Raw genomic sequence first — 21,020 nt, 5'->3', positions numbered from 1 at the left:
TTAGATTCCGCTGATGTAGGAACCATAGAGATCCTTAAACTGAATCCCTTTACTGAAACGATGTTTACTTAACTTCTTATATTCCACCAAGCCCCAAAGCAAAAATTCTTTCAGAAATAATTTATCTTCCTCCGGAATCTCCGGCTGGTATTTTTTCACCAAAGTTTCCAGTGCCGGCACGGAATCAAGTTTTTCCCTATATTCTTTTTCTGAGATCTCATCCGGAAGTTCAAATCCGCTTTGATCAAAGAACCATTCTACTAACTCATCGTATGGGCTGGTTTCATCGGGTTTCTGAAGTTTCTCTATTTTAGGGAAATATTCAGGAAACAAACTTTTAACCGCTTCGCCGATTAATTGTAAAGCTACGGCTGCTGCTCCTTCCTGTTCCCCTTCATAGACCAGTTCTACCTTTCCTGTTATACTGGGGATCACTCCCATAAAATCGCTGAAACGCAGCGTGGTTTTATCTTCTCCAATTTTTAAGCTACGGCGCTCTGCGGTGCTGAGTAGGTTTTCATAACCGGTGATGCTCATCCTGGCACTAATTCCGCTTTTCTCGTCTATAAATTCACTTTCACGTGCTTCAAAACTGATTTGTTCCAAAAGATCTTTGGCCAATTCCGGCACGTGCACCATTTTTTCCTGTTCCTCATCCAGGTTAGCTTCCTGTTTGGTAATGGTTTTGGCAACCTCAATAGAATCGGGGTAATGGGTTAGAATCTGCGAGCCAATTCTGTCTTTTAAGGGAGTTACAATGCTTCCGCGGTTGGTATAATCTTCGGGGTTGGCGGTGAAAACAAACTGCATATCCAGGGGTAACCTAAGCTTAAATCCGCGAATTTGTATGTCACCTTCCTGCAGAATATTAAACAATGCTACCTGAATTCTCGCCTGCAGATCTGGAAGTTCATTAATCACAAAAATACTGCGATTGGCACGTGGGATCATACCGAAATGAATCACCCTGTCATCGGCATAACTAAGCTTGAGATTTGCTGCTTTAATAGGATCTACATCGCCTATTAAATCGGCTACGGTAACATCCGGAGTGGCCAGCTTTTCAAAAAATCGATCTTCCCTGTTCACCCATGAAATGGGAGTATCATCTCCTTTTTCCTTTATGAGTTCCCTGGCGTACCTGGAAATAGGATTCAGGGGATCGTCATTTATTTCTGAACCTTCCACTATGGGCATCCATTCATCCAGTAAATTCACCATAAGTCTAGCGAGCCGGGTTTTGGCCTGACCCCGCAAGCCTAAAAGATTGATATTATGCTTAGAAAGTATAGCGCGCTCCAGCTCCGGAATTACTGTATATTCATAGCCGTAAATACCTTTAAAAGTTGGTTCTCCGTTTTTTATTTTCTCTCGCAGGTTCTGCCTAAGTTCTTCTTTTATTCCTTTGCTCTTATACCCTGATTTTTTTAAATCGCCTAAAGTCTTTATGTTTTCTATTTTCATTTTCTTAATCTTTTTAAATTTGATAGGCTCCCCTCTTTAAATAAGGAGGGGTGTTTTGGGGTAACCCAAAACGGGGAGTTCAACTAAATCAATTATCCTCTTATCTCCTTTTTCTTATTTGTTTCATAATCTTCACCAAATTAAACCCTCCGTCTAAATTTCTATCGAAATCTAGCCACCTCCCTTTAAAAAAGGGAGGAGCTTGGTTAGTTTTAAAATCAACCTAATTTAAGAACAATCAAAACAGATCAAAGCCTTAAAGAGACTCCCTTCTTAAGACAAAGAGGGAAGGTTTTGGTTGAAAAACCAAAACAGGGAGTTTGATTGTTCTATCCTCTTTTTTCTATTCGGTTCATAATGTATTCTTATTTAATCCTCCATCTTTATTTTTTAAAATTATCTCTAATTTCCTTTAATACCGAAGGTAGTGCATCGAACACCATTTTATTTTCAAAGCGTATTAACTTAAAGCCTAAACCTTCCAAATACTCAGTGCGTTTTAAATCCTTTTCCTCGGCAGTGCTATTCAGGTGAACATCCCCATCCAGTTCAATAATTAATTTTTCAGAAGCACAATAAAAATCTACAATATAATTTCCAATACTGTGCTGTCTTGTAAACCTTTTTCCCACAAACTTCCTGGCTTTTAAAAATTTCCACAGAAAACCTTCAGCAGCAGTCATATTTTCTCTAAGGAACTTACGCTTTCGCTTTAAATCCAACCGGGTATGAATTTGTTGTTTTTTCAAAACAATTATTATAAAATGAAAAAAGCTCCCCTCTTTAAATAAAGAGGGGTGTTTTGGGGTAACCCAAAACGGGGAGTTTGACTAAATCAATTATCCTCTTATCCTCTTTTTTCTATTCGTTTCATAATCTTCAAAGATCATTTCCCCCAGGCCTTTAATCCCGGTATAAAAAGCTTTCCCTTGATTGGCATAAGTGAATTCTCTCACGAATTGCATCAAGTAGGGATCCTGGGCGATCATAAAGGTGGTGATAGGAATCTTTAATTTCCTAGCCTGTTGAGCCATATTGTAACATTTATCTACAATAAATGGATCCAGCCCCATTGGATTCTTGTAATAGGTGCCATCCCGTTCGCGAACACAACTCGGTTTCCCGTCGGTGATCATAAAGATTTGTTTATTGGTATTGCGTTTCCTGCGCAGCAGATCCATGGCCAACTGCAAGCCGGCAACGGTATTTGTATGGTATGGACCAACTTTAAGATATGGGAGATCAGCGATAGAAACCTGCCAGGCGTCATTTCCGAAGACAATAATATCCAGGGTATCTTTCGGATAGCGTGTAGTAATGAGCTCTGCCAGGGCCATTGCAACCTTTTTAGCCGGGGTAATCCGATCTTCCCCATAGAGAATCATACTATGACTGATATCGATCATAAGTACTGTACTCATTTGAGATTTGTAATGAGTTTCCTCTACCACCAGGTCATCTTCGGTCATATTAAAATTTTCAATCCCATGATGAATCTGTGCATTGCGCAAACTCTCTGTCATAGAAATTCGGTCCAGGGAATCCCCGTATTGATAATCCCTGAAATCGCCGGTATGTTCATCTCCGATACCGGTATAGTTAGTGCGATGATTTCCGGAAGTGTTTTTTTTTAACTTTCCAAAGATTTGGTCCAGGGCCTGCTTTCTTATAGCGCGTTCGGTTTTGGCGGTGATACTCATTCCTCCTCCATCATCTGTCTCTTCCCTGATATAGCCTTTCTTTTTAAGGTCTTCTACAAAATCATCTAAAGTATAATCTTCTGTAGTGAGCTTATATTCCTCATCCAGTTGCTTAAGCCAATCCAGGGCTTCTTCCAGGTCCCCGGAGGTATGAGTTATAAGTTCCTTGAATATTTCAAAGAGATTTTCAAAAGGACTTTTAGTTTCTTCTTCAAATTTCCGGAAGACAAAGCCCCGCCCCTGCATTTTTTCTCGCTGCTTCATATCTTAAAATTACTGCATTTTAAACACAAACAAAAAGACCTTATGATTAACATCAATTAAACTTTTGTTAATAGATAAACGTCTTTAAACTATTCTCAGTAAAGCTTAGATTTTCATGTTATTATTTTCTTAAATACTTTAAATTTAAGAGTATACTTAGGAGATTTGAATAGAAATAAAATTTCTATGAAGCAGCTAACGCTAATAATTTTCGCATTCTTATCTATTAATTATGCAAGATCGCAAGAAAAGGAGTCGCCCTATCAAACTGATCTCCTAAAAGACGGTATATGGATAACCACAGGGCTCGGCCTAAATGCAGTAGGCGTTATTATGATTCAAAACAAGGCAGGATTAACAGAAGCTGAAGTGCTGGCTTTAGACAAAAAAGACATCTGGAAAATAGACCAATGGGCCGCCGGTTATTATTCTAAAAATGAAGATGAACTGAGTTACCTTCCCTTTTATGCTTCTTTTGCCTTACCCATTGCTTTTTTACCCAGTGATGCTGAAAGAAATAATTTTGGGCAGATCTCTGTGCTTTACCTGGAAACCATGGCTACGGTAGGCGCAATGTTTACTATAACGGCCGGAGCGGTCCATAAGAGCCGCCCTTTGGTTTACAATGAAAGTTTATCCATGAGGGAACGTAGAGATAACGATGCACAACGGTCTTTTTTTGGGGGGCACGTAGCAGCAACCTCGGCCGCGACCTTTTTTACTGCAAAGGTTTTTCAGGATTTTAACCCCAATTCCCGGGCTATTCCGTATGTTTGGACTAGTGCGGTGGCCATTCCGGCTTTTGTAGGCTATCTAAGAACAAAAAGTGGTAAGCATTTCCTAACCGATAATTTGATAGGCTTTTGTGTAGGGGCTGCTACAGGCATATTAGTTCCTGAAATTCATAAAAAATCAAATGAAAACCTGAATCTGTATCCCACTGCTGCTTTTAATATTCATGGAACAGGCTTAAACTCACGTGGGTTGGCCCTTTCTTATACTTTTTAAGATATGAATATCACTGAAATCATTATCTTGTTTTTCACTATTTTGATGTTGATACCCAGTCTGGCTTCAGCAACGCGCTTTGACCAGTGGTGGATAAGAGGATTTGACTTCCCAAGGATCCAGATTTGTTTTCTGGTTGGGATTGTGTTTCTGGCTTCAGTTTTATATTATGATTTTTCTGAAACCTGGCATTACCTTGCAACCGCCGCTTTAATCTTTAGTTTGGGCTACCAGTTCAAACAAATTTATCCTTACACCTATCTTGCCAAAAAACAGGTGGTACAATTCGAAGGTAGCGATTCAGATTGTTTGGTTTCGATATTGGTGAGTAATGTTCTTACTGAAAACAGGGCTTATCAAAAATTTATTGACCTTGTAAGAGATCGGGATCCGGATATCTTTTTAACATTAGAATCTGACAAGAAATGGGAGAAAGCCCTGGAAGAACTCGAAGACGTTTACAAATATACCGAAAAAGTACCCCTGGATAACCTCTACGGAATGCATCTGTATTCAAAGATAAAACTTGAGGAAACTGAGGTTAAGTACCTGGTACAGGACGATATTCCTTCTATTCATACTTATTTCAGATTAGATGAAAAATCCCGAATTCATTTACATTGTCTCCATCCAAAACCACCCAGTCCCACTGAAAGTAAAACCTCCACAAACAGGGATGCAGAATTACTTATGTTGGGAAGGGATATAAAGACCAGTGAAGAAGGGGTGCTCGTAATTGGGGATTTAAATGATGTGGCCTGGTCCCGAACTACCAGGTTATTTCAGAAAATGAGTGGTTTGCTCGACCCCCGGATTGGCCGTGGTTTTTTTAATACCTTTCATGCTAATTATTGGTTGCTGCGCTGGCCCCTGGATCATGTTTTCCACACCAATGATTTTACCCTGGTAGATATCGCACGGGAGCGCCCGATTGGTTCAGATCATTTCCCCATGTATATAAAGCTCAACTATGAACCGCGCGCAGAGATCCTCCAGGACGAGCCTGATGCTGAAGAAGAAGAAAAGGAATGGGCCCAGGAAAAAATTGAGGATGCAAACCCGTTGGAAAAGGAAGTTTAGACCTTCTCAAAAAAATGACTTATTTCGGGAATATCTTTGATTTTTTTGCAGCTTTCGTTAGTTATTGGTTTTTCCAAAAATTCCCTTACCATAGGATATTGGCTGGCCTTCTCTTTGTCTCGCTGTTCTACTGAAGAGGTTACCATAATTACATGATACCTGTGTTTATCAGGTTTATTATTTAATTCATTGAGAAATTCCCAGCCATTCATTCCGGGCATATTTATATCAAGCAAAATCAGGAACTCCTTATCATTTTCTTCAGCTTCAATGAAATCCAGGGCAGGATTGGCTCTCTTAAAAACCAGAGGACTATCTGAAATTTCGTTGTTCGCCATTAATTTTTTCTGAATAAAAACAACTACCGCATCATCGTCGATAATAAGTACTTTCAAATTCATAGGGGGGCCTTATTGATAGCCTTAGGCTTTTAATGATTATCTTTCTGTTTTATTTGCAATCTTTCGAATAACTTTATCGAGTTCTTCTGATGAAATTAAGATATTATCCAGAATCTCCGTAATATTTTCAATATTTTCTCTATTATTTCTCAATAAATCTATTAACCCCATAATACGGGCAAGAGGTGCTCGTACCACATGTGATTGCGTCCAGGCAATTTCACGCAGGCGTTCATTACTGTCTTCAATAGCCTTAATATAATTGTAGCGATCGGTTATATCCTGGATAGAACCAATAATACGTTTGGGATTACCAGAGGTATCGGTTAAGAGATAGCTACGATCTAATACATATTTATAACTCCCATCTGCACAGGCCAGGCGATATTCGGTATGCATTAATTTGCGTTTTCTTTCCACCATTTCCCTGCTATGGGCTTTGATACGACCAAAATCATCAGGATGAATTTTCGACTCCCACCACTTTCTATTGAGTGCAATATCATCGGTAGAATAACCAAAGATTTCTGAAATAGCTTCATTAAATTTTAGTTCATCGGTTTCTAAATCGAAATCCAAAATAAGATCACTAGTGGCCTTGGCAACGGTATCATACCTCTCCAGGCTTTCTTTTAATACTTGTTCCTGATTTATAAACTGGGTTATATCCCTTGAATTAGCGACAAACCCGCCCACGGCAGGATCGTCTCTTAAATCACTCATAATGGTTTCCAACCAACGCCAGTTACCGTTCCCGTTTTTGTAGCGATAGGAAGGCAATTGTACGGTTTTCTTATTCCCAGCGAATTTGAGATATTTTTTAATCCTAATTTCATCTTCTGGATGGATAAAATCAAAAACATTTCTGCCTTCCATATTCTCCGGTTCGGCATCAAGAATATTTTCTACACTGGGGCTAACATAAGAATAATGGTAATTTTCATCTATTATACTTATCATATCAGAACCGTCCTGCACCAGGGCTTTAAAGCGTTGCTGACTGTGATAAAGTTCCTGTTCAGCTTTCATCTTTCCGGTAATATCGGAGGCCAGGCTAACCCTGGCATCACGACCATCAAAACTTATGGGATTGGTTTCAACCTCCATAAACAAAAGTTTCCCCTCTTTAGTACGATGCTTAATTTTAAGCGAAAAGGAAGTATCTTTATTTTTCTTCCAGGTTTCCTCGCCCACATTTTCACCTTCAACCCAAAGATCTCTAACCGTCATTTTTAAAAACTCCTGGCGGTTATAGCCGTATAGATCGATAGCTGCTTTATTAACATTCAGAAATTCCAGGGTATTTCTGTCCAGCACCCACATGGGCAGCGGACTTGCATCAAAAAGATTTCTGTATTTTTTTTCTGATTCCTCGAGTTGACGATTAACTCGTTTCCTTTCCCGGCTATACTGAATGCTTTTGGCAAGGATCGAGGAAGTGATCTCGTCCTTCAATAAATAATCGGAAACACCCCAGGAGAGTGTTTTCATTCCGAAATCTTTATCAGCATAACCCGTTAATACGATCACAGCCGAAGAATTAGCCAGTTCCAATACTTCCTTCACCAGTTTTTCGGGCTTATCAACATCGGGTAAAGAAAGGTCCAGAAGAACAGCGCTGAAATCCCCGTGGTCCACCAGAAGTTTCCTTCCTATTCTAAAATTTTCGGCTCTTTCTATTTTAAAATTTGAATATTCATCACTAAGATACTCCTGGATAAGAACGAAATCACCGTAATTATCTTCTATTACTAAAATTTTTAATTTTTCGTTCTCCTTCAGCATAGGTTAAGCTTGCTATTTACACTACTCCCGGGTTATAGCCTACCACATAAAACCGATAGTAAATTACCAGCCATATTATTGGGAAAATTAATTTAGGGCCTTATAAAGATACTAATTTTGTTTAGAGATGGTAAAATAGAACCTACTACCTACGCCAGGTTTAGATTCCACCCATATTTTACCTCCCATATTTTCAACTATCTTTTTGCAGATCGCAAGACCTAAGCCTGTACCGGAATATTGCTGGCGGTTATACAGGCGCTTGAAGATCTCGAAGATTTTCTGGTGAAACTCCTCTTCAATTCCAATGCCATTATCTGAAATCTGGAAATGCCAGTGTTTTTCTTTTTCCTTTACCTCTATTTTTACCTCAGGCAAGGAATTGGATGAATGATATTTTAATGCATTGCCTATTAGATTACTCAAAATTTGCTGCAGAGGTGTTTTTTCAGCATTGATCACAGGTAAATCTGAAAAAATAATCCTGGCCCTTTTTTCCTGGATGTTTTCCTGTTGCTGTTTTAGAATTTCATCTACTAACTCATTCAAAAAGATTCTTTCAGGCTTTTTTTCCCATCTTCCGGCTCGTGAAAATTCCAAAAGATCCAGGATCAATTGCCGCATTCTTAAAGCACCGTCACGAGCTATTTCAATATATTGCAGGGCTTTTTCATCCAGCTGATCTTCATATTTTGTTTTCAGCCTGTCTAAAAAACCCGTTATCATCCGCAAGGGTTCCTGTAGATCGTGAGAGGCGATATAAGCAAATTGCTCCAACTCCTTATTGGATACCGAAAGTTCTCTGGCCCTGTCTTCCAGTTCAGCATTGAGCCTTTCAAGCTCTAGTTTTTGTTTCTTTAAAGAGGTTATATTCCTGGCTATTCCAACGAGGCCGGTGATATCACCTTCATTATTGGTTAAAGGTACTTTGGTTAGGAGTACTGTTTCCTGGCTGCCATCCTTATTAAGCACTACGTCCTCGTAGTTAATTACCGACTCTCCCGAAATAAGTACACGCTCGTTATCCTTAATTATTTCCCGGGCTTTAATTTCATCAAAATAATCCAGGGGAGTTAAGCCCAAAGCTTCTTTTTCAGAATTTACATTCAGAAAATTCTTATAGAACTTTTTGTTTACAAGAATAGAGCGATGTTCAAGATCCTTTACAAAAATATAATCGGGAATATTATCGATAATAGCTTTTAACATATTGCGCTCTTCCCGCATACTTTTTTCAGCCTTCACCTGCCTGGTGATGTCTTTTGCTATGCCATAAATCCCTGTAATTTCATTGTTGACGTAAATAGGGAAATTAGTAACATCCAATACTCTCTTAGTTCCTTTTTTACCAATAAAACGGGTGGTATAATGTTGCACCTCTCCCGATAGTGCTTTGCGGGAATGATCCATGACTTCTGGGAGATCTCTTTCATCAATATATGGAATAAAACTGCTATTAAGGAGCTCTTTTTTCTCCGTTTCAGTCATCACAATAGAACTGTTATTTACATTGGTGAAATTCCCTTCCAGATCGAAGGCATAAACAGCATCGGGGTTATTATGGAATAGCGATTCAAAAGCCTCCCGGTTGTTGGCTGCTTGCTGCTCCTGCCTCTTTTTTTCAGAAATATCCAAAACACCTGTACTGGTACGTTTTTCTCCGCGGTGATTTTTATAAATTACCGAATGCACCTCACAGGGGAAATGCTCTCCGTTTTTTTTAATTCCTGTTAACTCGCTTTTTACCTCATTCGTTTCAGCTCTTATGCTTAGGCTTTCTTCCAGGGCTTTATCCTGTAATAAGATACCTCCTCTACCCAATTTCTGAAATTCCTGCGGACTATAACCAAACATTTCACAGGCGGTTTTATTCATATCCATAATTCCTCCTGAAGGTTCAGTGAGAAAAATTGCTAATGAAGAATGCTCAATAACGTTTCGTAGCTGGTGTTCTACTTCGTTTAGAATTCCTGAGTTCTCCTCAATCACCAAACTGAGCTTATCTATTGTCTTTTTTTCTGAAATAATAGGTGAAAAACTAAAGGACAAGACCTGCTGTTTATTGTTCACTTTAGTTTCAAACCGGCTCAGCCTGCCCTCAAAAGCTGCATTTACCGATTTCGCAATACTTTGGTGTAGATTCTGGGGAAAATAATCGAGAAGTCCCTCTGGAACATTTTCCTGAAAAGAAATCTCAGGAAATAATTACACCGCATCAGGAGTACAGCTTAAAACTTTCATTTCTCTACTTACAGTAAATATAATAGATGATTTTTTCAAGAATTTGTTATTTACAATTAGTTAGAGAATGGGCTTAAAGAAGGCTTGCACTTAAGAGAATGCCTGCCCCGTAATTTGGTGATTTCATCGTATTGAAATCGGCTCCAAGCTGCAGGTTGATATCTATAAGGTAAGAATAAACTTTTACATCCAGATAGGTAGATAGAATATCATGTTGCGGAATATTCCCTCCCCCTTTTGCTCCATAGTTCTTGCGGTAACTGCCCAGGAACTTATAAGGCAGTTTATCAAAAGCCAGTCCTGTTATTCCCAGATGATGTGCAATCAATTTATTATTGTTAATCCGGAAACGGTTTTCCCCCAAACCTATAAAAGGAACGCCTAAGATCCTACTCTCATAGGTCCATCCCGATCGGTAAAGATTATTATTGAAATAATTATCAGCTCCATCGGTAGTAGGGCTGTTTTTGCTTTGATTACGGGTATAATAAAGCTCGTACATTACAGCGTCAACCCAGTTCCCGGGGTTTTGATCTTCGAGGTAAATTCCATAGCGGCCATCTGGAGTGTTGGCGAGAACCCGGCCGGAACCATCTTCAAATAAGTGGTTATAAATTAATTCGAGCTTATAATTTTGAATTCGGCTTTTAAGTTTCACTTCGTAGCTCCCCAGGTGATTCCCTAAAGCATTGGCTTCCTGTCCCTCTACGGTATCTTCCCCCTCTTTCCCCATAAATACATCCAGATAATCGGAAAAAGAATCCGGGAGCTGACCGAACTCGGGATGAACACCACCCCATTGCACAAAATGTTGCAATCCGGCTGAAAACTCGAAGTTCTCTGAATGCCGATAAACTAAACTGAAGCGTTTATGATGTAAGCGGGTATTTACAACATATCGCTCATCATCCATAAAATATTCTTCCAAAGCTGCGGTGAATCCAATTCCCTTACTGCCGGAGATAAATACAGGTCTTTTGGTCTTTAATTGAATTCCCGCCAGAGGTCGGGCGTTTAAAGACCAGAGAATGTTTTCGTTGGAAGCACTTAAGCCCCGGTAAAATTCGGTCTTTTGTTTTCTTCCGGCCGAGATCTCCAGCCAGGAAGTTTGAAAACTCAAATAGCTTTCATCCAGCTGAAATTTATCGGTATAGCCATCCTGATAAAGTCCGCCAAGGCCAACTTCAAGAAAAGTGGTATTACCGAGATTATAAGTAGCATTTCCACTAATCCATCCTGAAAAATTGGTAAGTTCATCAATTCTTCCACGCTGATTACTGTGTAACCAGAACGGAGATTCGTCTTCAGTGTATATAAGGGCTGAAGTATTTACTTCGGCAGAATAATTAAGTTCCTGGGCAGGAGCTTTAGCAAAAAAAATAAATGAAAAAAGCAGAGTAAAGATCGATCTCATAAGCAGCAGATTAAAGGCTTACCAAAGATGCTTAAAATGAATTAAAATTCTGTAATTTTACAGCTCAAAATTTCCGAAATGATCTCTTTTTTTCAGAAAAAAATATTCTTCGTCGATCTTTTAGAGGGCTTCACCGATTTTCATAATCATTTATTACCGGGGATAGATGATGGCGCTGCAAGCCCGGAAGCTTCTCTGGAGATGATTGAAAAATTCGAAAAATTCGGGGTGAGTCGTTTTGTGTGTACTCCGCATGTTATGGGAGATTACTATCCAAATACCAGAGAAACTATTGGTGACGCACTTGAAAGATTAAAATCCGTATTGTCTTCGCAAATTGAAATTTCAGCAGCCGGCGAATATATGATGGATCAGCATTTAATGGATAGTTTGGAGGAAGGAGAAAAAATGCTGCCCATCACCGGAAATAATGTGCTGGTTGAAATGTCGTATTTTCAGGCTCCTATAAATTTAAAAGAAATTCTTTTTAAGATCCTAACCAGCGGTCAAAAGCCCATCCTGGCACATCCCGAACGTTATGCTTATTATCACTCTAAAAATCTGGAAAAATATAAAGATCTAAAAAATCGGGGCTGTAGCTTTCAAATGAATATGCTTTCGCTAACCCCACATTATGGATTGGGGATGCAGAAAACAGCAAATCAACTGCTGGAAGCCGGCATGATAGACTACATTAGCAGTGACACGCATCGACTGGAACACCTGGAAAAACTTGAAAAAATCAAACTAAATAAAAAACAGGTCCAATTGATTGAACCTGTTATAGAAAAAAGCAAGGCTTTATTTAATTAAAACTTACTTAAGACTTTTTCTTTCCAAACCACCTTTTCCATCGGCTTTCCTTATCGGCACCGTAACCATAACCGTAGCCGTAGGAATAACCATAATTGGCACCATAAGAGAATTTAGAATAATCGATATCATTTAGCACTACAGCCAGGCCTTTTAATTTCCCCTGCTGTTTTAAATCTTTAGGGAAATCAAGAAGTTTTTTATCGGTATGTTCTGCCCGTACAATATAAAGTGTAGTATCTGCCAACGGACTAATTAAAAGAGTATCGGTAACTATCATGGTAGGCGCGGTATCTACGATCACAAAATCATACAATTCACTGGCTCTTGTGAGCAAATCACCCATCCGGTCACTCATAAAAAGCTCTGCCGGGTTTGGAGGTATTGCTCCCGACATAATGATATCTACATCAATATCATTTTTATTGGTTGGGACGATAATATCTTCCATTCCTACTTCATAATTGTGCAGGTAATCAGACAGACCTTTATCTTCCATTGCCTTATCTGAATACTTATGCAGTTTAGGGTTACGGATATCAGCCCCAACCAGAAGTACTTTTTTATTAGTGGTCGAAAGCGTACGAGCCAGGTTGGTAGAAACAAAAGTCTTACCTTCCCCTTTAATGGTAGAGGTTACAAAGATAATCTCCCCGCGTTCCTTTCCTTTATTCTGAATTAAATAGGCCAGGTTGGTTCTTAGAATTCTAAAGGCTTCTGCAAGGGGCGAGCGGTCATTAACGCCTATTAGTTCATTTTGATCTGATTTAATTCTTGGCAGCTCACCCAGAAAAGGGATTGTTTTGGTTAGCGGTTGGAGGTCTCCTTTATGATGCACTTTGGTATCCAGAAAATTCTTGATAAAGATGATCAGGATAGGAATGATCAAACCAAGGACAAATCCTGCTACCAGTATCAACCAGGGCTTTGGATCTACGGGTTCCTCGATGGTATAAGCCGGATCCACTACACGTGCAACTGAAGCAGTAGCCGCAAAGCTAATAGCAGCCTCTTCTCTGCGTTGCAGAAGAAATAAATACAACTGCTCCTTGATCTGCTGCTGCCTTTCTATGCTACGCATCCCCTTTTCCAGTCCCGGGAAATTACTGAATTGGCCCTGCGCCCTATTTTCCCGTTGATTAAGTTCATTAATCCTGACATTTATAGATCTTCGCGTACTATTTATACTCTCAAAAAGGTTTTCTTTCAAACTATCTAACTGGTCCGTAATTGCCTGCACCACCGGATTTTCGGGAGTAGAATTCTTCAGGTAAAGATTCCGTTCCATCACCAAACTGTTATAGGAATTCGTTAATCCTGAAATCCCTCCTTCGCTAATTCCCGCTTCCGGTAATAGTTCATAATTTCCCTGATTCCGCAATAATTCCTCTACCGATTCGATTAATGCCAGTTGAGTTTCCAGGCTAAAAATCTCTTGCTCGGCAGCAGTATACTGTGACTGGTACATTCCGGCAGTACTAGATACATCCATCATCCGGTTCTCCCTCTTGAAATCGGCTATTCCTCCTTCCACCGAATCTAATTCCGTGGTAATCATTTCAAGTCTGTCCTGGATAAATTTTGTAGTATTTTCAGCTACCTCCTGCTTATTCTTTACTCCTTCCTCATTAAATCTTCCCATTAATTTATTGAGAAAGTCTTCGGACTTTTCACTGCTAGGATGGATCATAGATAAAGCCAGCATATCCTTAGCCTGCCCCTTTTTCATAATCTGTAATCTGGAAAGATAATCCCTGGCCACATCCGGTACTGGTTGTATTAGAATATTTACTGTTTTTGTGTTTTTAAACTCTCCCTCCTCATTCCCGGATCTCGGAAGGATAGTGAATTTAGCTCCATCAAAATTAATAACTTCCCCTATCTTATGGGTTTTATTGTAGGATCTACTTTCTTCGACCAGTTTGAATTCAGTATCCGAAACAGGACTTATAAATAAATTGGCATTTTGTTTATTTATAATACTGTCTGGAGTGATAAACTCAATAAGTACCGGGCTGCTTTTATAAGCTTCAACTTTGATTACATTCCCTTCTATAAAATAGGAAATATTATGGTCAAGTTCATCCACAACACTCTCGATCAGGCTTTTAGATTTCAGTTTTTCTATTTGATTATCCAGGCCGTCATCATTGAGGGACAAAATAGAACCACCTCCCTTAGGCATTGCACTTAAGGCCGTATTTTCTTCATCATTCACAATAACCAGGGTGGCTTCAGTGCGGTACTTAGGGATGGTATAACGGTTATAGAGATAGGCAACCAAGCCTCCAAGTAATAACCCCAAAATGATCCATTTCCAATAAGCCAGATACTTATAGATTTCGGCCTTGAGATCAAAATTCGATTCTTCTTGCTCTTCCGTGAAGTCGTTTAGGTCTTCCATAAATTTAGAGGCTGTTTATTAGCAGGTACATACTTATAATCGTAGTTCCCAAAGAAATTATTCCCTGGTAACTGGTAAAGAAACCGGCTGATTTCACCGCTCTGTAAGTAGGTTCCACATAAACAATGTCATTTTGCTTTAAATAATAATAAGGATTTTTAAAGACGTCGTTAGCATCGGTAAGATCTACCCGGCCATAAGATTTTACTCCATCTTTTTCTCTGATCACTAAAATATTCTGTCTCCTGCCGTCGTAGCTAATATCTCCAACTTCAGCGATTAATTCCGGTACGGTAATACGCCCGTCACTAACCTCAACTCTTGTCGCTCCGGTTTCCCCCAGCACTGTTACCTTAAAATTGACAATTCTAATATCCACTACCGCATCGGTAACAAAATTTCGAATCTCACCTTGAAGTTTCTGCTGGACTTCACTTCTTTTCAATCCGGCTACTTCTACTGAACCTAATACAGGAAACTGGATTTTCCCTTCAGGGTCCACGAGATATCCGGTTAATGACATATTTTGTCCTCCGCCTCCGCCTCCTTGCGATCCCTGGGTAGGGGGTTGAAAAGGTTTCACTACCTCCTCGTTTATCGACGAAACATTTATTCTCAAAACATCATTAGGCTCTATCACCGGTTCATATTCCATGATATTCTCATAGCCTTCGAGTTCTTCGATATCATGAAAATAAACGATTTCCTTTTTAGTGGAGCAACTAAAAATTAAAAAACCAATTAATAGTAGCAGTGGGTATTTTTTCATATAATCTGGGGTAGATTTTTATTTACTAATTACATTTTCCTCTTTATTGTCTAAACGTTCAAAAGAGGAGTTATTGCTTTTAAACTCCGGAATAAGCTCTTTAAGCTTTTGCACAACCAGGTCGGCTTTTAATTTATTGCCAGATGCGATGATCTTTTCTATCTTATCACTTATCAACTCATAATCCCTAACAACCTCCTGGCCAATCATAATCTTCTTATGATGGGTAGGTAGGGTCTTGCATTCATCGTTTAATAATTCTTCATAAAGCTTTTCACCCGGTCTTAAGCCTGTAATTTTTACCTTGATGTTTTTATTGGGATCGTATCCCGCAAGTTTGATCATTTTAATAGCCAGGTCCATGATTTTTACGGGTTCTCCCATATCAAATACAAAGATCTCCCCTCCTTTTCCCATGGTCCCGGCTTCGAGCACAAGCTGACAAGCTTCGGGAATGGTCATGAAATACCTGATAATATCAGGATGGGTTATGGTAACCGGGCCACCCTTCTCAATTTGTTTTTTGAACAGGGGTACTACTGAACCATTAGAACCTAATACATTCCCAAATCGGGTGGTGATAAATTTTGTTGGATGTGGATTATTCGCCAGCTGACTATGATACAAAGATTGCACATACATCTCAGCAGCCCTCTTCGAAGCTCCCATGACATTACTTGGATTCACCGCTTTATCGGTTGAAACCATAACAAAATGACCAACCCCATATTTCACCGAAAGGTCAGCAAGATTTTTTGTTCCGGCAATATTTACAAAAATTGCCTCATGGGGATTTTCTTCCATCAAGGGGACATGCTTATATGCCGCAGCATGATACACCACATCGATTTCATTATTCTGAAACATTAGTTCCAGACGCTTCCAGTTCCCGACGTCACAAATGATAAATTTACAGTTCAAATTCGGAAATCTGGATTCAATTTCCAGTTTCAAACTATGCAGCGGAGTTTCCGCCTGGTCCAGAATAATAAGTCGTTTAGGGTTATAATCGGCGACCTGCCGAACTATCTCACTTCCAATTGATCCCGCACCACCGGTCACAAGAATAGTTTTTCCTGTGAGTTGTTCAATCTTATTCTGAATATCCAATTTGATAGGCTCCCTTTCAAGTAGGTCTTCTATCTGTAAGGATTTCACTTTTTGGGCAATAGGCTCCCCCTGGCCCCAGGTGGAAACAATTGGCGCATTATAAACCTTGATATCGTGTTCGAGACAATCTTCTACAATTCCGAATTTTTCCTCGGCACTTAGATCGTGTTCCGAGAGGATGACCGCATCTGCATTAAGAGATTGCACGGCTTCATGAACTTTCGCGGTCTGGCTCACCACAGGCTTATCGAGTAAGCGTATACTTCGGTTTAATTTTTCCTGAGTTAAGAACCCCACCACTTTAAACCTTCTTGGATGTTCAATATCCAGTGCCCCTGCCACCGAGATAGCATTTTCATCGGCTCCGATAATTACTGCATTGATAAGTTGTTCGTTTTTCTGAACTATTTTAAAATACTCATAAACCTGCTTTACTCCCAATCTAAAAAGAAATAATAAAGAGAAAGCCGCACAAAGGTTTATCAATAAACCTCCTATCAAGAAGATCTTTTCTCCTATTACAAAATATGTGGTGTAACTAATAAATACCAGGGTGAAGAACGAGCTCAATGTAGCCAGCAGTAGCTTGAGCGCATCGATATTGGAGGAATACCGGATGATGCCCGCATAAGTTTTAAAAATAAAAAAATAAAAAATATGAACTGCAATAATGAGAATTCCTTTATCATAGAAACTCAGAATCGTATAATACCGGGGAGTAAGATCTACGACGATTAGCACAGTAAACAGGGTGGAAATAGCCACCAAAGCAATATCGATAAGTAATACCGCCCACCTGGGCAGGTAACGCATATTCCTTAGGTCTAAGGAACTGTCGGTCCCTGACAATATTCTTTTAAGAACTTTGACTAAATTCCCCATAAAATTTTTATTTCTTAAAACACTCCTTTACTGCCCGGCTAATCCTGGCTCTATCCTCGTCGCTAAGGTTAGAACCGGAAGGAAGACAGAGTCCGTTTTCAAAAAGAGCTTCAGCAACCCCTTTTCCGTAAAATGGCGAATCTTTAAATATCGGCTGCATATGCATGGGTTTCCAAAGTGGCCTGCTTTCAATATTATTTTCTTCAAGAAATAAACGGAGGTTCTCCCGGTTTATTCCCCCTGTTTGTTTTTTATCAACTTTTACAACACTTAACCAGTGATTGCTAAAGTAATCATTATCAGGCACAGAGTGGACCTCCACCCCATTGATTTCACTAAACAAATCTACGTAAAATTCGTGCATTGCTCTTCGCGCAGCAACTCTTTCATCCAAAACCAGCATCTGACCCCTTCCGATTCCGGCGGAAACATTACTCAGTCGGTAATTATAGCCAATTTCTGAATGCTGATAATGTGGCGCCGCATCCCTGGCCTGAGTGGCAAGAAAAATGGTTTTTTCTTTGGCCTGTTGATTTTTTGTCACCAATGCTCCTCCCCCGGAAGTTGTTATGATCTTATTTCCATTGAAGGATAGAATTGAAAATTCACCAAAACTCCCACATTTCTTCCCTTTATAGGAACTTCCCAAGGCTTCAGCACTGTCTTCTATAACCGGAATCCCATATGCTGAGGCCACTTTGTTAATTTCATCGATCTTGTAAGGGGTTCCATATAAGTGTACCGCTATAATCCCTTTTGGTTTTTTTCCTTTCGCAATCCGGTCTTGAATGGCTCTTTCGAGTTCTATGGGACAAATATTTAGGGTATCCTCTTCACTATCTATAAACACGGGTGTTGCCCCCAAATAAACAATTGGATTAGCCGAAGCGGCAAAGGTCATACTCTGGCAAAGTACCTCATCCCCGGCTTTCACCCCAAGTTGAATCAATGCAAGATGCAAAGCTGCAGTCCCCGAACTCAGGGCCACCACCTCGGCAGAGTTTTCTCCTTCAGGAAATATATAGTCTTTGATATCCTGTTCAAAACCACTAACATTAGGCCCTAATGGCGCTATCCAGTTTTGTTCAAAAGCTTCGTTTATAAATTCCTGCTCTTTTCCTCCCATATGCGGCGAAGAGAGCCATATCTTTTCGTTACTCATTTGAATACTTTATAATTTTCCCAGGATTCCCAACTACTACAGCGAAATCCGGGATATCTTCTATTATAACGGCTCCGGCTCCAATGTTCACCCATTTGCCGATTTTCACACCGGGAATAACAGCAGCTCCGGCACCAACCTGGCTACCTTCCCCTATTTGCACATTTCCGGTAACCACAGCATTAGGAGAAATATGTACAAAATCTTCCAGGTCTACGTCGTGTTCTACCACAGCGCCCGAATTAATTATGCAGTGCATTCCTATAGACGTATTAGAATTAATAATTGCTCCCGGCATTACTACTGTACCATCTCCCAATTCTACATTTTCAGAAATTATAGCAGTGGAATGACTAAAAGCCTTAGCTATCGCTCCGGTATACCGCCGGGCAACTAATTTCCTTATTGTATTATCACCTATTGCCAGGATCCCAGGAATCTTCAGAATATTCCCCTGAGCTTCATGCACAACTTTATAACCCATGAATTCGGTAACCTCAGGGTTATCATCCAGAACATATTCAGGTCTGATACTCCGGGATTTCAGAATATCAAAAATCACTTTTCCATGTCCGCTTGCGCCGTAGATAAGCATTTAATTATGTCCGTTAAAGGCTTCGGTGGTAGCCATATTGGCGGTATTGATACCTTCCGAAATTACTACTTTTTTTATTGTTTTGAACAAAATTTTCAGATCCAGCCAAAAAGACTGATTCTCAACATACCAAACATCATATTCAAATTTTTTTGTCCAACTGATTGCATTCCTCCCATTAACCTGAGCCCAACCCGTAATCCCCGGTTTTACTTCGTGTCTCCTTTGCTGTCTTTTAGTATAAAGGGCTAAATATTGTGGCAACAAAGGGCGCGGCCCGATAATACTCATATTCCCTTTCAAAACATTCAAAAGTTGAGGAATTTCATCGATCGAGGTCCTTCTTACAAATTTTCCTATTCCGGTTAAACGCTCGGCATCCGGAAATAAATTCCCTTCAGGATCCTTCTCATCGGTCATGGTCTTAAACTTGATAATGCTGAAAATCTGAGCATTCTTCCCGGGTCTTTTCTGAAAGAAAAAAGGTTTCCCACCATTTGCCAAAGCTAATAAAAGCGTGATTGGGATTAATAACGGACTAAGCACTAATAATGCCGTAAATGCAATAAAAAAATCAAGAAATGGTTTAAAAAAATGCCTGTACATGCTTTGGCTTGAGGTCTGTTTTCTCTGGGGTTAATTACCGCGCAAAATTATAACTTTATATATTCCTGCTCTAAGCTTTTATATTCCTTTAACAAAATTTGCCAGAATTCCTCGCGTTCATAGTATTTACAAATCTCCTCGCGGCTGTTGGAAGCCAGCCTTAGACGGTAATCTTCGTTTTGTGCAATGAGTTCCATGACATTAAAAAGAGCCCCTTCATCTTTTACGGGGATAATCATTCCGTTTTTACCTTCCACTATAATTTCATTGCAGCCATTGATATTGCTAACGATAGAAGCTAAACCCATCGCCCCAGCCTGCATGACAACATTTGGGAAACCTTCCCTATAGCTCGGAAAAGCCAACACATTTGACACTGCAAAATACGGCCTGACATCTGCCTGGTAACCGGTGGTATAAATCTTAGGGTGATCCTCAATGCTTTGCATACTTTCTTCGGAAAGCGGGTCCAGCTCTTCTTCGAAAGGACCGACCAGTAATAGAGATATATCAGGAATATTTTGCTGCAAACGCTTGAAAGCCGCTACGAGTTCATTAATCCCTTTCTCTGAAACCAAGCGGCCAATATAGATAAAAACCAAATCTTCGTCAGGTATATTTAAGTCCCGCCGGATTTTCATCTTATCTTTTTTAGAAAAAGCCGAAGGATCAAAATAAGCAGTATCGATTCCGTTAGAACTTCCTTTTCCCAGGACCTTCAGTTTTTTATCATCTGCAAAACCTTCCTTCAAAATTATTTCTTTTAGTCCTCTGGAGTTCGGGTAAACCTTAGTGGCAAGCCTATAGGTAAGTTTCTCGACAAAATCCAGAAGTTTTCTTTTTTTTCCGGTGGTTTCCATTAAGGGCAACCCAGCCACGGTATGTAGTCTTAGAGGTACTCCGGCCAGTTTAGCCGCCAGCATCCCAACAATACCCGCTTTTGGGGTATGAGTGTGGACTATTAAAGGGGTTTCCTTTTTAAAATAATTATATAATTTCCACACGGCCTTAATATCCATAAGGGGTGTAATTGCCCTGGTCATTTCCACCCAAAAAGTCTTCACCCCATTCTCCCTGCCATATTTTTCCAACCTATCTTTTTCGGCTGAAACAGCCGTTACCTGGTAATGCTGATTCATATAGCTAAGCTGACCCTCCAGTAGTTTTTCCAGCGAAAGAGGGATCGTGGTAATGCGGATGAGTTTTTTGGGCATAGGCTAAAGTTACACCGCAAAACTAAACCTTTTTAAAAATATTTATCTGAAAGTAGTGTTAATGAAAAAAGGTCATGCTTACGTATGACCTTTTTCGTTTTATTATTG

General features: G+C 39.7%; 17 protein-coding genes. 3 read left to right on the top strand and 14 right to left on the bottom strand.

Annotation, left to right across the window (positions count from 1 at the left end; all coding sequences use genetic code 11):
- The 3 genes from BUW93_RS05870 to BUW93_RS05860 form a co-directional block, all read right to left on the bottom strand.
- The gene (locus BUW93_RS05870) at positions 1–1,464 is read right to left on the bottom strand and encodes a magnesium chelatase (protein WP_081210104.1); all 1,464 of its coding nucleotides are present in this window, start codon (positions 1,462–1,464) and stop codon (positions 1–3) included.
- Between the two features lie 383 nt (positions 1,465–1,847).
- The gene (locus BUW93_RS05865; RefSeq protein ID WP_081210102.1) at positions 1,848–2,213 is read right to left on the bottom strand and encodes an endonuclease domain-containing protein; all 366 of its coding nucleotides are present in this window, start codon (positions 2,211–2,213) and stop codon (positions 1,848–1,850) included.
- Between the two features lie 90 nt (positions 2,214–2,303).
- On the bottom strand, positions 2,304–3,428 hold the full coding sequence (locus BUW93_RS05860) for a vWA domain-containing protein (RefSeq protein WP_081210100.1): 1,125 nt from the start codon (positions 3,426–3,428) through the stop codon (positions 2,304–2,306).
- Positions 3,429–3,614: 186 nt separating this feature from the next.
- Between BUW93_RS05860 and BUW93_RS05855 the strand changes: the two genes are divergently transcribed.
- Together BUW93_RS05855 and BUW93_RS05850 are read left to right on the top strand one after the other, a co-directional pair.
- Positions 3,615–4,436, top strand: a complete 822-nt coding sequence (locus BUW93_RS05855) for a phosphatase PAP2 family protein (protein WP_081210098.1) — start codon at positions 3,615–3,617, stop codon at positions 4,434–4,436.
- 3 nt (positions 4,437–4,439) lie between these two features.
- Positions 4,440–5,516, top strand: a complete 1,077-nt coding sequence (locus BUW93_RS05850) for an endonuclease/exonuclease/phosphatase family protein (protein WP_081210096.1) — start codon at positions 4,440–4,442, stop codon at positions 5,514–5,516.
- Here the strand turns inward: BUW93_RS05850 and BUW93_RS05845 are convergent.
- The 4 genes from BUW93_RS05845 to BUW93_RS05830 all read right to left on the bottom strand — a co-directional run bounded on the left by BUW93_RS05845 (position 5,513) and on the right by BUW93_RS05830 (position 11,357).
- Positions 5,513–5,917 (bottom strand): response regulator, encoded by a 405-nt coding sequence (locus BUW93_RS05845; RefSeq protein ID WP_081210094.1) that lies wholly within the window; start codon positions 5,915–5,917, stop codon positions 5,513–5,515. The two genes, BUW93_RS05850 and BUW93_RS05845, sit on opposite strands and share 4 nt — an antisense overlap.
- Positions 5,918–5,953: 36 nt before the next feature.
- Complete coding sequence (locus BUW93_RS05840; RefSeq protein ID WP_081210092.1) at positions 5,954–7,702, bottom strand: PAS domain S-box protein; 1,749 nt, start codon at positions 7,700–7,702, stop codon at positions 5,954–5,956.
- 111 nt (positions 7,703–7,813) lie between these two features.
- Positions 7,814–9,772, bottom strand: a complete 1,959-nt coding sequence (locus BUW93_RS05835) for a PAS domain-containing sensor histidine kinase (RefSeq protein WP_081210090.1) — start codon at positions 9,770–9,772, stop codon at positions 7,814–7,816.
- Positions 9,773–10,016: 244 nt separating this feature from the next.
- Complete coding sequence (locus BUW93_RS05830) at positions 10,017–11,357, bottom strand: capsule assembly Wzi family protein (RefSeq protein ID WP_081210088.1); 1,341 nt, start codon at positions 11,355–11,357, stop codon at positions 10,017–10,019.
- A 78-nt stretch (positions 11,358–11,435) separates the two neighbouring features.
- On the opposite strand from BUW93_RS05830, the gene BUW93_RS05825 reads away from it, so the two are divergent.
- The gene (locus BUW93_RS05825; protein ID WP_081210086.1) at positions 11,436–12,170 is read left to right on the top strand and encodes a tyrosine-protein phosphatase; all 735 of its coding nucleotides are present in this window, start codon (positions 11,436–11,438) and stop codon (positions 12,168–12,170) included.
- Positions 12,171–12,177: 7 nt separating this feature from the next.
- Here BUW93_RS05825 and BUW93_RS05820 read toward each other — a convergent pair whose 3' ends face one another.
- The 7 genes from BUW93_RS05820 to BUW93_RS05790 are packed head-to-tail and all read right to left on the bottom strand — an operon-like array spanning position 12,178 to position 20,912.
- Positions 12,178–14,574 carry a GumC family protein gene (locus BUW93_RS05820; RefSeq protein ID WP_081210084.1) on the bottom strand — a complete coding sequence of 799 codons (2,397 nt, stop codon included), beginning with the start codon at positions 14,572–14,574 and terminating at the stop codon, positions 12,178–12,180.
- Between the two features lie 4 nt (positions 14,575–14,578).
- Positions 14,579–15,343, bottom strand: a complete 765-nt coding sequence (locus tag BUW93_RS05815; RefSeq protein WP_081210082.1) for a polysaccharide biosynthesis/export family protein — start codon at positions 15,341–15,343, stop codon at positions 14,579–14,581.
- Positions 15,344–15,361: 18 nt separating this feature from the next.
- Positions 15,362–17,335: a polysaccharide biosynthesis protein gene (locus BUW93_RS05810; RefSeq protein WP_081210081.1), complete on the bottom strand. Its 1,974-nt coding sequence runs from the start codon at positions 17,333–17,335 to the stop codon at positions 15,362–15,364.
- 7 nt (positions 17,336–17,342) lie between these two features.
- Positions 17,343–18,497, bottom strand: coding sequence for a DegT/DnrJ/EryC1/StrS family aminotransferase (locus tag BUW93_RS05805; protein ID WP_081210079.1), 1,155 nt, complete (start codon positions 18,495–18,497; stop codon positions 17,343–17,345).
- The gene (locus tag BUW93_RS05800) at positions 18,490–19,092 is read right to left on the bottom strand and encodes an acetyltransferase (protein WP_081210077.1); all 603 of its coding nucleotides are present in this window, start codon (positions 19,090–19,092) and stop codon (positions 18,490–18,492) included. Before BUW93_RS05800 ends, BUW93_RS05805 begins: the two co-directional genes overlap by 8 nt.
- A complete protein-coding gene (locus BUW93_RS05795) occupies positions 19,093–19,698 on the bottom strand; it encodes a sugar transferase (RefSeq protein ID WP_081210075.1) in 606 nt (201 codons plus the stop codon). It lies immediately after the preceding gene.
- A gap of 47 nt (positions 19,699–19,745) precedes the next feature.
- On the bottom strand, positions 19,746–20,912 hold the full coding sequence (locus BUW93_RS05790; RefSeq protein ID WP_081210073.1) for a glycosyltransferase family 4 protein: 1,167 nt from the start codon (positions 20,910–20,912) through the stop codon (positions 19,746–19,748).
- Positions 20,913–21,020: the final 108 nt, after the last annotated feature.

The organism is Salegentibacter sediminis (assembly GCF_002078605.1).
GTDB classification, from domain to species: domain Bacteria; phylum Bacteroidota; class Bacteroidia; order Flavobacteriales; family Flavobacteriaceae; genus Salegentibacter; species Salegentibacter sediminis.
Note: the sequence above shows the minus strand (reverse complement) of the source record. Positions and strands in the feature narration are given on the sequence as shown.

Coding starts and splice junctions, on each gene's coding strand:
- BUW93_RS05825 (WP_081210086.1), top strand. CDS start 11,436: ATGATCTCTTTTTTTCAGAAAAAAATATTCTTCGTCGATCTTTTAGAG.
- BUW93_RS05855 (WP_081210098.1), top strand. CDS start 3,615: ATGAAGCAGCTAACGCTAATAATTTTCGCATTCTTATCTATTAATTAT.
- BUW93_RS05795 (WP_081210075.1), bottom strand. CDS start 19,698: ATGTACAGGCATTTTTTTAAACCATTTCTTGATTTTTTTATTGCATTT.
- BUW93_RS05800 (WP_081210077.1), bottom strand. CDS start 19,092: ATGCTTATCTACGGCGCAAGCGGACATGGAAAAGTGATTTTTGATATT.
- BUW93_RS05790 (WP_081210073.1), bottom strand. CDS start 20,912: ATGCCCAAAAAACTCATCCGCATTACCACGATCCCTCTTTCGCTGGAA.
- BUW93_RS05810 (WP_081210081.1), bottom strand. CDS start 17,335: ATGGGGAATTTAGTCAAAGTTCTTAAAAGAATATTGTCAGGGACCGAC.
- BUW93_RS05870 (WP_081210104.1), bottom strand. CDS start 1,464: ATGAAAATAGAAAACATAAAGACTTTAGGCGATTTAAAAAAATCAGGG.
- BUW93_RS05850 (WP_081210096.1), top strand. CDS start 4,440: ATGAATATCACTGAAATCATTATCTTGTTTTTCACTATTTTGATGTTG.
- BUW93_RS05845 (WP_081210094.1), bottom strand. CDS start 5,917: ATGAATTTGAAAGTACTTATTATCGACGATGATGCGGTAGTTGTTTTT.
- BUW93_RS05815 (WP_081210082.1), bottom strand. CDS start 15,343: ATGAAAAAATACCCACTGCTACTATTAATTGGTTTTTTAATTTTTAGT.
- BUW93_RS05860 (WP_081210100.1), bottom strand. CDS start 3,428: ATGAAGCAGCGAGAAAAAATGCAGGGGCGGGGCTTTGTCTTCCGGAAA.
- BUW93_RS05820 (WP_081210084.1), bottom strand. CDS start 14,574: ATGGAAGACCTAAACGACTTCACGGAAGAGCAAGAAGAATCGAATTTT.
- BUW93_RS05805 (WP_081210079.1), bottom strand. CDS start 18,497: ATGAGTAACGAAAAGATATGGCTCTCTTCGCCGCATATGGGAGGAAAA.
- BUW93_RS05840 (WP_081210092.1), bottom strand. CDS start 7,702: ATGCTGAAGGAGAACGAAAAATTAAAAATTTTAGTAATAGAAGATAAT.
- BUW93_RS05830 (WP_081210088.1), bottom strand. CDS start 11,357: ATGAGATCGATCTTTACTCTGCTTTTTTCATTTATTTTTTTTGCTAAA.